Source organism: Stenotrophomonas sp. Steno-Z1 (assembly GCF_056393175.1).
Genome location: NZ_JBWJPB010000001.1, coordinates 565,068 through 579,609, shown reverse-complemented (window position 1 = coordinate 579,609; position 14,542 = coordinate 565,068). Strand labels below are relative to the sequence as shown.

Below are 14,542 nucleotides of genomic sequence, written 5' to 3'. Positions count from 1 at the left end.
GGTGGCGTGACATCCAGAGCCCGGCTTCGGCCGGGCTCTGCGTTTGCATGCCCTCGCCTCCAACGCACTCCGGGCCACGATGGCCCGACGAATCGAGGGGTTCTCCGATGTACAAGCTGTCCTTCGCCCTGCTCGCTCTCGTGCTGGGCTCTCCTGCACTCACCGCCTCGGCGGCAACGACCTATTCGGTCGAAGATTTCGTCAAGCATCCGGCCTATGGCACTGTCCGCATCTCGCCCAACGGCGAGTACCTGGCCGTGACCATGGACCACGGCGACCAGGACGTCCTGGCCGTGCTGCGCACCAGCGACCTGAAAATTCTCAAGGTCAACCAGCTTCCCGAGAAGAAAAGCATCGGGCAGTTCACCTGGATTTCGCCGGATCGGCTGATGTTCAATGCGGTCAAGAAGATGGGCGGCTACGCCCAGCCGTTCGCCACCGGCGAATGGTTCGCGGTGAACGCAGACGGCAGCCAGGCGGTGCCCCTGATCTTCTACGGCACCCGCGATGCCACCCAGCGCGGCAAGACGGTGGGCCGCCAGAGCTTCAGCCTGCTCGACACGCTCAAGGACGATGACCGCAACGTCATCATGCAGGCGCGCTACCCGCGCTCCAACGAAGGCGCCGGCACGCAGCTGGAACAGGTCGACACGTTCAGCGGTCGCCGCACCGTGCTGGTGCGCGCCCCCAAGGACGACTGCTCCATCGCGCTTGACGCGGCCAAGGAACCGCGCTTCGCCGTGTGCTCCTCCAGCCGCAACGAGGAAGGCGAGTACGACGAGCGCAGCGAGCTGTACCGTCGCGACGGGCGCGAGTGGACCCTGGTAAACGCTTCAAAGACCGACGGCAAGCACCTGTGGGTGGAGCGCGCCACGGCAGACGGCACGGTCTACGTCACCCAGAGCGACGACAAGGCCCCCGGTGCCATCGGCACCCTGGACACTGGCACCGGTGCATTCACCTCGCTGTTCCAGGATCCGGTCGCCGAAGTCTCCGATTACATCTGGTCCACCGACGACAACCGCCTGATCGGGGTGATGACCGAAGCCGGCGCGCCGCAGGTCACCCTGGTCGACGAGAGCCATCCCGACGCGGCGCTCTACAGCTCGCTGGCCGCCTCGTTCCCCGGTGAACTGGTGGACTTCTCCAGCCACACCGCCGACGGCCGCAAGATCGTGGTCTCGGTGTACAGCGATTCCAATCCGGGGGAGCTGTACCTGTTTGACCGCGACACCGGCAAGGCGCGCTTCCTGATGCAGCGTGCGCCGCACCTGGACAAGAAGCGCCTGGCCACCGTCAAGCCGTTCAGCTTCAAGGCGCGCGATGGCAAGCAGGTGTACGGCTACCTGACCCTGCCGCAGGGCTCGGACGGCAAGAACCTGCCGATGATCGTCAATCCGCACGGCGGCCCGATCGGCCCGCGCGACAACTGGCGCTATTCCGGGGAAACCCAGCTGTTTGCCAGCCGGGGCTACGCGGTCCTGCAGGTCAACTACCGGGGCTCAGGCGGCTACGGCAAGGCATTCCAGGATGCCGGCCACCAGCAGTGGGCCGACGGGATCCAGAACGACATCATCGATGCCACGCAATGGGCGATCAGCAACGGCTACGCCAACAAGGACCGCCTGTGCATCTACGGCGGCAGCTTCGGCGGTTATTCCTCGCTGATGGCACCGATCCGTGCGCCGGGCCTGTTCAAGTGCACGTTCGGCTACGTCGGCGTGTATGACATCGACATGATGTTCAAGAAGGGCGACATCCCCGAGCGTGAATCGGGCCAGCGTTTCCTGCGCCGCACCCATGGCACCGATACGGCGGTGTGGGCCAGGAACTCGCCGGCACGCCGCGCCGGGGAAGTGAAGATCCCGGTCTACCTGGCCGCAGGTGCACGCGACGTACGTACCCCACCGGAGCAGACCGAGCTGATGAACAAGGCCCTGATCGCCGCAGGCAACCCGCCGGAAGGGATGATCATCCAGTCCGGTGAAATGCACGGCTTCTACGGTGTCCCGGCCCGGGTGAACCTGTACACGAAAATGCTGAACTTCTTCTCCCGCCATATCGGTGGGCCGGCCGAGAAGGAATGATCGTCCCTGGCGCCCCTGCACCGGGGCGCCAGGGGAACTTCCCCCGCCTTGGGGAAGTCACCATGACCAATGCCGCTGTTGGCCGTTGCGGCGCCCCGTGCAAGATGGAACGAACGGCCAGACTTCCCGAAGGAACTACGGTATGAAACGCTGGACCCTGCCCCTGCTGCTGCCGATGCTGGCCCTGCTCCCGGTTGCCGGCCACGCCGCCGACAAGAAGCCCACGGCCGCCATCCCCGCCGACCCCACTACCGATCCACTGATGATCACCGCCGGCTTCCTCAGCGGCCATCCCGACCTGCGCTTCCGCCTGCTCGGTATGGAAAAGCGCACCGCCGGCGACCAGGAGGCGGCATTCAAATTCTTCCAACGCGCGGCGTTCTACGCCGACAAGCCGTCACAGGCGATGGTGGCGGAGATGCTCTGGAACGGCACCGGCACCGCCGCCGACCGCGCTCTGGCCTATGCCTGGATGGACCTGGCCGCCGAGCGTGGCTATCAGGGCTTTGTCGAGCTGCGCGAGCGGTACTGGGCGGCGTTGACCCCGGCACAACGCGAGCAGGCCATCGCGCAGGGCGAAGCCATCTACGCCCGTTTCGGTGACGCGGCAGCCAAGCCTCGCATCGCCGTGGCACTGCGTCGCGAGCGCCGCAACGTCACCGGCAGCCGCACCGGCTTCACGGGCAACCTGCGGATCGTGGTGCCCGGCCCGGCCGGCCCGGAAGAGATCGACGGCAGCAAGTTCTACGACGACCGCTACTGGGACCCCGACAAGTACCAGCAGTGGCATGACGCGATCTGGGCCAAGCCGCGCGTGGCCACGGTGAATGTGGGCGAAGCGACCCAGGTCAAGCCGGAGAATGATCGTAAGACCCGCATTCCTGAGGTCACGCCGGACCCGAATGCACGCGAGCCGCAGACCGAAGACCTGCAGCCTGCCGCGCTGGACGATCCGACTCCGTAACGGCGCGCTGGCACCAGCCTGCCACCTCAGCCGCGCAGGATCACCTGCGCGGCATTGTGCCCCGGCGCACCGGTCACCCCGCCACCGGGATGGCTGCCGGACCCGCACAGGTACAGCCCCGGCAGCGCGCCGCGATAATCGGCTTGGCCCAGCATCGGGCGGGCGCTGAACAGCTGGTTGAGGCTGAGCGCGCCGTGGAAGATGTCGCCGCCGACCAGGCCGAAAATGCGCTCCAGGTCCAGCGGGCTGAGCACCTGCCTGCCCAGCACCGAGGCCGAGAAGCCCGGCGCATGCTGCTCCACCGTGGCGATCATCAGGTCGGCCACCTCCTCGCGATGATCATCCCAGTGGCGGCCGCCCGGCAGCTGCGGCGCCACGTGCTGGCAGAACAGGCTGGCCACGTGCTGGCCGGGCGGTGCCAGCGAGTCGTCCAGCGTGCTGGGGATGAGCATCTCCACGATCGGCTGGCGCGACCAGCCGTGGGTGCGTGCATCCACCCAGGCGCGGTCCATGTAGTCCAGCGAGGGCGCGATGATGATCCCGGCGGTGAGATGGTCGCCGGGCCCGGGCAGGCAGCGGAAGTCCGGCAGGCGCGACAGCGCCACGTTCATGCGGAACGTCCCCGAACCACACCGCCAGTTCGCCATCCGCTCGCGCGTGGCCGCGGGCACTTCGCCAGCGCCGAGCAGCTGTTCGTAGAGCAGCTTGGGGTTGAGGTTGGAGACCACCGCACGCGCGGTGATCCGTTCACCCTGCAGTGTTTCCACCCCGACCGCGCGCCCGCCCTCCACCAGCACCCGGCGCACTCCGGCATCGGTGCGGATCTGCGCGCCGGCGGCCATCGCCGAACGCGCCATCGCCTGGGTGATCGCGCCCATGCCACCGATTGCATGGCCCCATGCGCCCTTGACCCCGTTGCTCTGGCCGAAGGCATGGTGCAGCAGCACGTACGCGGTGCCCGGCGCATACGGACTGGCGTAATTGCCGACCACGCCGTCGAAGCCGAACAGGGCCTTGATCGGCTCGCTGTCGAACCAGCGGTCCAGGTACTCGGCGGCCGAGATGGTGAACAGGTCCAGCAGTTCCTGGCGCAGCGCCGGCGCCAGCGCATGCAACCGCCGCCCGAGCTGCCCTGCCCGCCACAGCTGCGGCAGCATCTGCAGCCAGTGGCCGTCGCTGACGTTGGGCGGCGCCTGCAGGGCCACCGCGCGCAGCAAATCGGCGAACACCTCCAGGCGCTGCTCGTACAAGGGCAGTTGCCGGGCGTCGTGGGCCGAGAAGCGTTGCAGCTCGGCCTGGGTCAGCGCGCCGCCGGCGAGCAGGTACTGGTCACCGGGCAGCGGCAGGAAGTTGTTGATCCGGCGCGGCACGACCCGCAACCCATGCGCGGCCAGGTCCAGCTCGGCGATCACCTTGGGCTGCAGCAGCGAGACCGTGTAGGACGCCACCGAGTTGCGGAACCCGGGATGGAATTCCTCGGTGACGGCCGCGCCGCCCACCACGCCGCGCCGCTCCAGCACCAGCACGCGCTTGCCGGCACGCGCCAGATAGGCGGCGCACACCAGGCCATTGTGCCCGGCACCGATGATCACCGCGTCCCACGGCTGCGCAGAAGAGTTCGCCATGCCCGCTGTATACACCGCCGCAGCCGGGCGTGTCGCCGGCCGGGCCGGGCTTTGCCGCGGCAGCCGGCCCACCATGCCGGATCGGGCCGACGGTGGCACGCAGGCCGCGCTTGCCATCGGCCATGACCTTCGACACCCTTGCCGGTCGAGCCAGCGGCGTATCGTCTGGCCCACGGCTCCCCCGGTGGGGGGGCCATCCCCGATGCATTCCAGGCCTGGAGGCCAACCCACGTGATCCGCAATCCCAAGATCGTCCTGCTGACCCTGGCCGTTTCGGCCGCGCTGGTCGGCTGCGGCAAGACCGACACCCCGGCGAAGGACGGCGCGGCCTCCACCGCTGCCCCGGCCGCCACCGCTGCCGCCACCGAGTACAAGCTCGACGAGAGCAAGCTGCCGGCCTACAACGCCTTCCACCCGTCCGACCTGGACACCAGCCTGGACGCCTGCGGCGCCTTCGGTGACTACGTCAACAGCAAGTGGCTGGCCGCCAATGCGATCCCGGCCGACCGCACCAGCTGGGGCGCCTTCACCATCCTGGACGAGCGCTCGGTCGCCGTGCAGCACCAGCTCGCCGAGCAGGTCGCGGCGGTCAAGAACCCGAACGGCATCGAAAAGATCGTCGGCGACTTCTGGGCCACCGGCATGGACGAAGCCAAGATCAACGCCCAGGGCATCGAGCCGATCAAGGCCGACCTGACCGCCATCGACGGCCTGCAGAGCAAGGACGCCGTCGCCGCCTACCTGCGCACCAGCGCCGCCAAGGGCGACAACGTGCTGTTCGGGTTCGGTCCGGAAGCGGACTTCAAGAACTCCAGCATGAACATGGCCTACGCCAGCCAGGGCGGCCTGGGCCTGCCGGACACCACGTACTACACCGACGCCAAGAATGCCGACAAGCTCAAGGCCTACCAGGCCCACGTGGCCAAGGTGCTGGAACTGTCCGGCGTGGCCACGGCCGACGCGGAGAAGCAGGCCGCCGACGTGGTGAAGTTTGAAACCCGCCTGGCCAAGGCCTCCAAGTCCAGCGTCGAGCTGTCGCGCGATGTCTCGCTGTTCTACAACCCGGTCACCGTGGCCGATGCGGACAAGCTGACCCCGAACTTCAGCTGGACCGAGTTCTTCAAGGCGCAGGGCATCGCGACCCCGGAGACGTTCTCGCTGGCCATCCCCTCCTTCCACCAGGAAGTGAGCAAGGCGCTGGGCGACACCGACCCGGCGGTGTGGCGCGCCTACCTGCGCTTCCACACCGTGGACGGCGCCTCGCCGTACCTGGCCGATGCCTTCGTCAACGAGAACTACAACTTCTACGGCAAGACCCTCAACGGCCAGAAGGAACAGAAGCCGCGTTGGAAGCGCGTGCTGGGCACGATCGAAAACGATGCCGGCGATGCCTTCGGCCAGCTGTACGTCAAGGTCGCCTTCTCGCCCGAAGCCAAGGCCAAGATGGAAGAACTGGTCAAGAACCTCGCCGCTGCGCTCAAGGAGCGGATCCAGGGCCTGACCTGGATGAGCGACGAGACCAAGGCCAAGGCGATCGCCAAGTGGGAAACCTTCACCCCGAAGATCGGCTACCCGGACAAGTGGCGTGACTGGAACGGCCTGAGCACCGGTCGCGACAGCTACTTCGGCAACGTGCGCGCGGCCAACGAGTTCAACTACAAGTTCGCCCTGTCCAAGATCGGCAAGCCGGTGGACAAGACCGAGTGGGGCATGACCCCGCAGACGGTCAACGCCTACTACAACCCGCTGCAGAACGAGATCGTGTTCCCGGCCGCCATCCTGCAGCCGCCGTTCTTCGATCCCAAGGCGGACGACGCGCTCAACTACGGCGGCATCGGTGCCGTCATCGGCCACGAAATGACCCACGGTTACGATGACCAGGGCAGCCGTTTCGGGCCGACCGGCAACTTCGAGAACTGGTGGAACGAGGCGGACACCAAGAACTTCAGCGGCCTGACCGGCAAGCTGGTCAAGCAGTTCGACGGTTACAAGGTGGACGGCCAGGCCGTCAACGGCAAGCTGACCCTGGGCGAGAACATCGCCGACCTGGGCGGCCTGGCCACCGCCTACGACGCGCTGCAGAAGGCGTCGGCCGGCAAGGAAGACCCGAAGGTCGACGGCTTCAGCCGCGACCAGCGCTTCTTCTTCAACTGGGCCACCGTGTGGCGCACCAAGTACACCCCGGAGAACGCCAAGGTCCGCCTGGCCACCGATCCGCACGCACCGGCGCAGTTCCGCGCGATGGGCGCGCCGTCGAACCTGCCGACCTTCGCCGCCGCCTTCCAGTGCAAGGCCGGCTCGCCGATGGTCCGCGCTGGCGACCAGCAGGTGGTCATCTGGTAAACCAACGCGCCAACGCGTGATGTGATGCAGGCAAAGGCCCGGGATATCCCGGGCCTTTGTTGTTTGGGGCCGGCGCCATCACGCTCGTTTCGCTTTGCTTGGTACACTCGCGCGATCCCAATCCCGCTGGATTCGCTTTACATGTCCAACCTCCGTCCGCTCGCCATCGCCCTGGGCCTGAGCCTGGCCTCCCTGGTCATCGCACACGATGCGCATGCTGCGCCGAAGAAGAAGGCCGCACGCGCGCCGGCCGTCAGCGCGCAGTGCAGCGACTTCTACGAGGCCACCAACGCCACCTGGCTCAAGGCCAACCCGGTACCGCAGACCGGCGCCACCACGGCGCTGGGCCAACTGGCCGAGCGGACCCGCCAGCAACAGCGTGAACTGCTGGATGCGTCGATGAAGGCGCCGCAGGGCAACGTGCAGAAACTGCTCGGCGACTTCTGGGCCAGCGGCCTGGACGAAGCGGCGGTGGAAGCCGATGGCTCCAACCCCATCGCCCCGCTGCTGACCCGCATCAACGCCATCAAGAAGGCCAAGGATGTCCCGGCGTCGATCGCCGCGCTGCACCAGGTCGGCATCCCGGTCGCGTTCAACTTCGCCCCGGATGTGGACCTGAAGGCGCTCGACCGCCACATCGGTTACTTCATGCAGGGCGGCATGGGCCTGCCGGACCCGGCGTTCTACACCCGCACCGATGCCGACACCGTCGCGCTGATGGGCCGCTACCGCAATTACGTCAAGCAGATCCTGGCCCTCACCGGCACCCCGGCGGCCAAGCTGGATGAAGAGTCGCAGGCGGTGATCGCGCTGGAGACCGAGCTGGCGCGCAACGCGCAGTCGCTGGCCGGGATCAACAACCCGTTCAACAACTACGCCCCGATCTCCACCAAGGACCTCAACAGCCGCTACCGCAACCTGCAGCTGGACGCGTTCCTGAAGGTCCAGGGCGTCAACGACGACCTGGTCTCGCTGGCCGACCCGGCGCTGTTCAAGCAGCTCGACGGCATGGTCACCCGGATCAAGCCGGACCAGTGGAAGGCCTACCTGCGCTGGCGCGTGGGCGATGCCATGGCACCGTACCTGTCCAAGGCCTATCGCGATGCCGAGTTCGAGTTCCGTGGCCGCGTGATCCGTGGCGAGACCATCGCGCCGGCGCGCTGGGAGCAGACCCTGGATGCGATCAATGTCGCCGCCGGCCCGATGCTCGGCCGCGAGTACGCCAGCAAGTTCCTGTCGGCCGACGACCGCCGCCAGGCCGCGGTGATCGTGGACAAGATCCGCGAAGTGCAGATCGATGCGGTCAAGCGCAGCACCTGGCTGAGCGCCGAGGCCAAGACCGAAGCCCAGGCCAAGCTGGCCGCGCTGAAGATCGAGATCGGCACCCCGCTGCGCGACCTGGACTACAGCGTGCAGCCGATGGGCCGTGGCAGCTTCGGCGGCAACATGCTGATCGCCTCCACCTGGCGCCACCGCGAGGAAATGAAGCGGATCGGCAAGGGCAACGCCGACCGTCGCTGGGACGTGCTGCCGCAGCAGCCGGCGCTGGCCTACGACATCGCGCAGAACCGCCTGATCGTCACCGCCGCGGTGCTGCAGGGCCCGGTGTTCAACGCCAAGGCCGATACCGCCGACAAGTACGGCAGCTTCGGTGCCCTGGTGGCGCATGAGCTCACCCGCGCCATCGATGCCAAGGGCGCGCTGGTGGATGCCAAGGGCGAACTGCGCAGCTGGTGGACCCCGGCCGACAAGACCGCCTGGACGCTGCTCGGCACCCGCGTGGCCAGCCAGTACGGCAGCTACGACTTCCCCGGCATCAAGGGCGCCAAGGTCAACGGCGAACTGACCCGCGAAGAAAACCTGGCCGACGTGGCCGGGCTGGAACTGGCGTGGGAGGCCTACAAGGCGGTGGACCCCAGCGCCAAGCCGGCCACCCAGCAGGGCTTCTTCCGTGCGTGGGCCAGCCTGTGGGCCCAGCAGCTGTCGCCGAACGAGGCTGCGCAGCGGCTGACCGCCGACGTGCTGGCCCCGGGCCGCTGGCGCACCAACGGCGCGCTGTCCAACCTGCCCGCCTTCGGTGCCACCTTCAGCTGCAAGCCGGGCCAGCCGATGCAGCGCGTGGACGCCGAGCAGATCAAGGTCTGGCGCTGAACCTGCGGGACTGAGTGAATCGGAAGGGCGCCCTCGGGCGCCCTTTTCCGTTGTGGAGGGTCGGCCCGTCAGCACGCCGGGCGCGGGGCTATGCGGGATCGGCCTGCAGCGTCCCGCGATACGCGGCGATCAGGCCGACCAGCGGCGCGGCGATTTCCACGTCGAACACGAAGCGACCGTCGCGTTCGGTCTCGAAGGTGCGTCCAGAGGGAAGCAGCGCGGTCGGCAACGGAATGCCCAGGCATGACCAGCGCCGCGCCACCAGGTGCAGGCGGTCCTCCTCCACCACCAGCGCCAGCGCGACATCGACGAGGCCGAAGCGCTCCACCAGCAACCGTGCGTTTCGGCCCTCCCCGCGCCGCTGCCACGAGGAAAACCGTTTGCCGGCGAAGTCGCGGGTCCAGCGCTCGCCACCGCGCTCCGGCGCGAAGGCCACGCTGACCGCCACGTCCGCGCCGGCGGGGGGAAACCCGAACACGCCGCCGACGAGCCGCGACAGCAGCCCCGTGCCACGCCGGACCTCGGCCACGCCGCGCCATTGCCGCGCGTGCGCAGCGGCGTGCAGCGCCTGCACCTGCCCGGGCAGCGTGGCGAAGGCCGTGCCCAGCAGGTCCGGGTACAGGCTGGCATCGGGATCGTCGCGACGGAAGCCGGTGAAGATCGAACGGCCGTCGAACAGGCGCTCGTAGTCGGCCAGTTCCAGCGCGTGCGTGGCCGGGCGCGCGCCATCGTGCGGGCGCTCGCCCACCAGCAGCTTGCGCACCACCGCCTCGACCGCCATCGAGGGAATGTAGGGGCCGCCGTCGCCCTCGGCCAGCAGATGCCAGCTCTGCACCATCTCGCGGCCGGCGTGGGTGCCGGTGGCGCGCACGTACATGCCGCCCCGATGCTCGCCGAACTTCATCAGGTTGAGCACGGTGTAGAACAGCCGCGACAGGGGCGCCAGCGAAGGCAGCCCGAACCGCGCGCGCGCCTTGACCAGCAGGTTGAGGAGGCGGTGCAGCGCTTCGGGTATCGGCGCCGCACCGATCCAGATATCGGTCATGCCCGGGTACTCCAGCGGCAGTACCTGCAGGTCCGGCACGTCCACCAGCGAGAAATGCAGGTTGCGCAGCGGCACCCTGCCCGGCACGGCCACGGTGAACCGCCGGCTCTCGGCCAGCCCCAGGCCATGCCCGGGCGCGCCATTGCGGCGCAGCTTGACCGGTGCGCCGGCGTAGCCGACAACCGCGCGCATCACATTGAGCCCGATGCCCGCATGCGGCGACGGGGCGATACCGCCCTCGACGGTCACGATGTCCATGTCGCGCGCCATCCGCCGCACCACGGCGGCCGTCAGCACCGGGAAGCTGCTCACCCCGGACAGCACGTACACCCCGGCCGCCCTGGCCTGCGCATCGAAGCGGGCCACGCCGAACACGAAATCGGCGCCGTCGGCGAAATCCAGGTACGGGATGCGTGCGGCGATGCAGGCCTCGATCACGCGATAGGGACGCTCGCCGTACTCCTGGAACGGGCCGGAGGCATCCACCAGCAGGTCCGGCCGTTCTGCCGCGAGCACCGGCTCGATGCGGTCCCGGTCCACCTGCAGCGCGCGCACCGCCGGCATGCCCACGTAACCGGCGCAGAAGGCCGAGGCCGCGTCCAGGCGGCGCCCGCAGATCAGCAGTTCGATGCCGGGCACGTCCGCAAGCAGGCCCGCCAGGCGGCCACCGAACACGCCGTAGCCGCCGAGGATCAGAATTTTCATTGCGGACACATCCTTGTTCCGGGGTCGCGGGCGGCTGGCGGCGGGTGCTAGCGCACGCTCCTGAGGTGGTTCTTGCGCCGCGGGCCACCCGGCGGACGCTTGTTGAACGGCGGTTGCCCGCGCCAGTAGCGGATCAGCAGCCAGCCAAACAGCATGCCGCCGAGGTGCGCGAAGTGGGCGATGCCCGGCTGCCACGAGGTGGCGCCCATCACCAGTTCGGTCAGGCCGATCATGATCACGAAGGTGCGCGCCTTCATCGGAATCGGCGGGAACAGCAGCATGATCCGCTGGTTGGGGAACAGCATGGCGTAGGCCAGCAGCAGACCGAACACGCCACCGGACGCGCCCAGCACCGGCGCCGGGTCGGCCAGCATCGCGCCCACGCCGAGCTGGCAGAGGCCGGCACCGACGATGCACACCAGGTAGTAGGTCAGGAAACGCTTCTCGCCCCAGGTCTGTTCCAGCGGCGCGCCGAACATGTACAGCGCCAGCATGTTGAACAACAGGTGCATGACGCCACCATGCAGGAAGCCATAGGTCAGCAGCTGCCATACCTGGAAATTGCCGCCGGGCGAGAACGGATCGAAGCCACCGCGCAGCGGCTGCAGCATGAACGGCTCGAAGGTGCCGTAGCCGAGCAGGAACGGCTGCTGCAGCAGGAACAGCACCGCATTGGCGATCAGCAGTGCTTTGGTGACGGTGGGCAATCGCGGAAACATGGGGGCATCCTTTGGAACCATGCCCATCATAGCCGCAGCGCCCTCAGTCCGGCCCCCACAGCGCCGCATCCAGCGCGTCGCCGGCGCTGCGCGGCATGGCCTTCACCCGCCCGCGTTCGATCGCCACGCCTTCGGCACGCAGGCGCTGGCTCTGCTCGCGCCAGCCCCGCGACCCCTCGGGCATGGCGATCCGCCCGTCCGAGCGCAGCACCCGGTGCCAGGGCAGGTCCGGGTCCTCGTTCATGCCCAGCACGCGCGCGGTCAGTCGCGCCCGGCCCGGCAGGCCGGCCTTGGCCGCCACCTGGCCGTAGCCCATCACCTGCCCGCGCGGGATGGCGCGGATCACCGCCAGGATGCGTTGGCGCGCCTGCGCGGCGGCGTCTTCGCCGGCGCCGGCGGGCGGGGTCACGCGCGTACGCGGCTGACCAGCAGCACGCCGACCAGCACCAGTGCCGTCCCCAGGATCTGCCAGGGGCCCATGGGTTCGTCGAGCAGCCATAGACTCATCACGATGGTGGATACCGGTCCGAGCATACCCACCTGCGCGGCCAGCGACGAGCCGATCCGCTTCACCGCCAGCATGATCGCCAGCACCGGCAGCACCGTGCACAGCGTGGCATTGACCAACGACAGCCAGTACACCGGCGCCGGCGCCTGCCCCAGCGCGGCCAGCGGGTGCAGCAGCGCGAAATGCAGCACGCACAGCACGCAGGCCACGCAACTGGCGTAGGCGGTCAGGCGGATCGCGCCGATCCGTGCCACCACCTGGCCACTGCCGAACAGGTACAGCGCATAGCTCAGCGCACTGGCCAGCACCAGCGCACTGCCCAGTACGATGCGCCCGCCTTCCAGCTGCAGGTCGTGGCCGAAGGCCAGCAGCACGCCCAGGTAGCTCAGCCCCAGCGCGACCAGCTGCCAGCGCCCCGGCCGTTTCTTCAGCAGTACCAGGCTGATCAGCAGCACCAGGGTCGGGTTGAGGTACAGGATCAGCCGTTCCAGGGTCACGCTGATGTACTGCAGGCCCTGGAAATCGAGCAGGCTGGACAGGTAGTAGCCGGTGAAGCCCAGCCACAGCACGCGGCCGCGATCGCCCCACGTCAGCGCCGTGGCGCGCCGTGCCGACCACGCCGCCAGCAGCGCGAACAACGGGAACGCCATCAGCATGCGCAGCGCCAGCAAGGTGGTCGCATCCACGCCATGCCGGTAGGCCAGCTTGACGATGACCGCCTTGCCGGACGCCGCGATGGCGCCGACCGCGGCCAGCGCGATGCCGCCGGCCGCGATGCGGTGCGAGGAGGTGGGGAGCGGGGAAGCAGCAGGCGGCATCGGCACGGCAGACGGCCGCGCGCGGCGGCCGGATCAACGGGGGGAACGGGATTGTCGCATGCTTGGGCGGGGCGATTGCCCCGCCGGGGTGCCACGCGCGGCGCGGCACTCCGCGCCTTCAGCGCATCAGGACCACTTCTTCCGCCGAGGTTGGATGGATCGCCACGGTGTCGTCGAACTGGGCCTTGGTCACGCCCATTTTCACCGCCAGCGCGAAACCCTGCAGGATCTCATCGGCCGATTCGCCGAGCAGGTGCACGCCGACCACCCGCTCTTCCTCGCCCACGCAGACCAGCTTGAACAGGCTGCGCTGGGTGCCATCGGAGAGGGCCTGCAGCATGGGGCGGAAGTTGCTGCGGTACACGCGCACGTCGCCGTGTTTCTCGCGTGCTTCTTCCTCGCTCAACCCCACCGCGCCCAGCGCCGGATGCGAGAACACCACGCTGGCCACGTTCTCGTAGTCCATCTTCGCCTTGGGGTTGCCGCCGAACAGGCGATCCATCAGTTTGCGTGCCGCGGCGATGGCGACCGGGGTCAGCCCGACCTTGCCGGCAATGTCGCCCACCGCATGCACGCTGGGCACCGCCGTGGTCTGCCCGTCATCCACCTCCACTTCGCCCTTGTCGCCAACCCCGATTCCCAGCGCTTCCAGGCCCAGGCCGGCGCTGTTGCCGCGCCGACCGGTGGCGAAGAACAGCTGGTCGAAGGCCGCTTCGTGCGGGCCGTCATGACCGTAGGCCACCACGCCATCGCCATCGCGGCGCAGCTCGCGCAGCCGGTAATCGAAGTGCACCTGCACGCCCTGGTGGCGCAGGTTGTCGGCCAGCTGCGCGGTCAGTTCCGCATCGAAGCGCTCCAGCAGCCGCGACCCGCGCACCAGCAGCGTGACCTTGCTGCCCAGCGCCTGCAGCAGTCCGGCCAGCTCCACGGCGATATAGCCGCCGCCGACGATCGCAACGCGCGCCGGCGCACTGCACAGGTTGAAGAAATCATCGGACACCGCGCCCAGCTCCGCGCCGGGGATGTCCGGCCGCTGCGGGTGCGCACCGGTGGCGATCAGGATGTGCGTGGCGCTGATGCGCACGCCGTCGCTGCACTCCACCGTGTGCGCGTCGACCAGGCGCCCACGTCGCGGCACGCGCACCACCTTGTTCTCGTCCAGCCGCTTCAGGTAGCTGGCATGGATGTTGGCGATGTAGGCCTGGCGATGCACCACCAGTTCCTTCCAGTCCAGCGCCGGCCGCACCGGGACGTCGAAGCCCATCGCCGCGGCCATGCCGATCCTGCCGGCCAGGTCAGCCGCCAGCCACATCGCCTTCTTCGGCACGCAGCCCACGTTGACGCAAGTACCGCCCAGTTCACCCGGCTCCAGCATCGCCACGCGCTGACCATGCTGGGCGGCGCGGAATGCCGCGGCCAATCCGCCGGAGCCACCGCCCAGCACGATCAGGTCATAGTCGTAATGCTTGCTCATTGGAATCGCTCGACTCGTTAAGGGGGCACGATCACGCGCCCATGCAGGGACCGAGCATGCCATGTCCGCTCGCGAGCCAGACGTGATGGCAACGCCACGGTCG

At 68.5% G+C, this 14,542-nt stretch carries 10 protein-coding genes; 4 read left to right on the top strand and 6 right to left on the bottom strand.

Going from position 1 to position 14,542, the window contains the following annotated elements; translation table 11 throughout:
- Positions 1-107 precede the first annotated feature (107 nt).
- Both AC06FD_RS02400 and AC06FD_RS02395 read left to right on the top strand, forming a co-directional pair.
- Complete coding sequence (locus tag AC06FD_RS02400; RefSeq protein ID WP_478076897.1) at positions 108-2,087, top strand: alpha/beta hydrolase family protein; 1,980 nt, start codon at positions 108-110, stop codon at positions 2,085-2,087.
- 142 nt (positions 2,088-2,229) lie between these two features.
- Positions 2,230-3,051, top strand: a complete 822-nt coding sequence (locus AC06FD_RS02395) for an SEL1-like repeat protein (protein ID WP_478076896.1) — start codon at positions 2,230-2,232, stop codon at positions 3,049-3,051.
- Between the two features lie 26 nt (positions 3,052-3,077).
- On the opposite strand, the gene AC06FD_RS02390 is transcribed toward AC06FD_RS02395, so the two are convergent.
- Positions 3,078-4,676, bottom strand: coding sequence for a phytoene desaturase family protein (locus tag AC06FD_RS02390; RefSeq protein WP_478076895.1), 1,599 nt, complete (start codon positions 4,674-4,676; stop codon positions 3,078-3,080).
- Positions 4,677-4,907: 231 nt separating this feature from the next.
- Between AC06FD_RS02390 and AC06FD_RS02385 the strand changes: the two genes are divergently transcribed.
- Both AC06FD_RS02385 and AC06FD_RS02380 read left to right on the top strand, forming a co-directional pair.
- Positions 4,908-7,019 (top strand): M13 family metallopeptidase, encoded by a 2,112-nt coding sequence (locus tag AC06FD_RS02385; RefSeq protein ID WP_449334774.1) that lies wholly within the window; start codon positions 4,908-4,910, stop codon positions 7,017-7,019.
- Between the two features lie 141 nt (positions 7,020-7,160).
- Positions 7,161-9,170, top strand: a complete 2,010-nt coding sequence (locus AC06FD_RS02380) for a M13 family metallopeptidase (protein ID WP_259205776.1) — start codon at positions 7,161-7,163, stop codon at positions 9,168-9,170.
- 88 nt (positions 9,171-9,258) lie between these two features.
- On the opposite strand, the gene AC06FD_RS02375 is transcribed toward AC06FD_RS02380, so the two are convergent.
- From AC06FD_RS02375 to gorA, 5 genes are all read right to left on the bottom strand, one after another.
- A complete protein-coding gene (locus AC06FD_RS02375; RefSeq protein ID WP_478076894.1) occupies positions 9,259-10,920 on the bottom strand; it encodes an SDR family oxidoreductase in 1,662 nt (553 codons plus the stop codon).
- A gap of 47 nt (positions 10,921-10,967) precedes the next feature.
- Positions 10,968-11,639: a rhomboid family intramembrane serine protease gene (locus AC06FD_RS02370; RefSeq protein ID WP_259205779.1), complete on the bottom strand. Its 672-nt coding sequence runs from the start codon at positions 11,637-11,639 to the stop codon at positions 10,968-10,970.
- A gap of 43 nt (positions 11,640-11,682) precedes the next feature.
- The gene (locus AC06FD_RS02365) at positions 11,683-12,138 is read right to left on the bottom strand and encodes an MGMT family protein (RefSeq protein ID WP_394160858.1); all 456 of its coding nucleotides are present in this window, start codon (positions 12,136-12,138) and stop codon (positions 11,683-11,685) included.
- Positions 12,045-12,965: a DMT family transporter gene (locus AC06FD_RS02360; RefSeq protein WP_478076893.1), complete on the bottom strand. Its 921-nt coding sequence runs from the start codon at positions 12,963-12,965 to the stop codon at positions 12,045-12,047. Before AC06FD_RS02360 ends, AC06FD_RS02365 begins: the two co-directional genes overlap by 94 nt.
- A gap of 118 nt (positions 12,966-13,083) precedes the next feature.
- Entirely contained in the window at positions 13,084-14,439 is a 1,356-nt protein-coding gene (gene gorA / locus AC06FD_RS02355; RefSeq protein WP_478076892.1) for a glutathione-disulfide reductase, read from the bottom strand.
- Positions 14,440-14,542 lie beyond the last annotated feature (103 nt).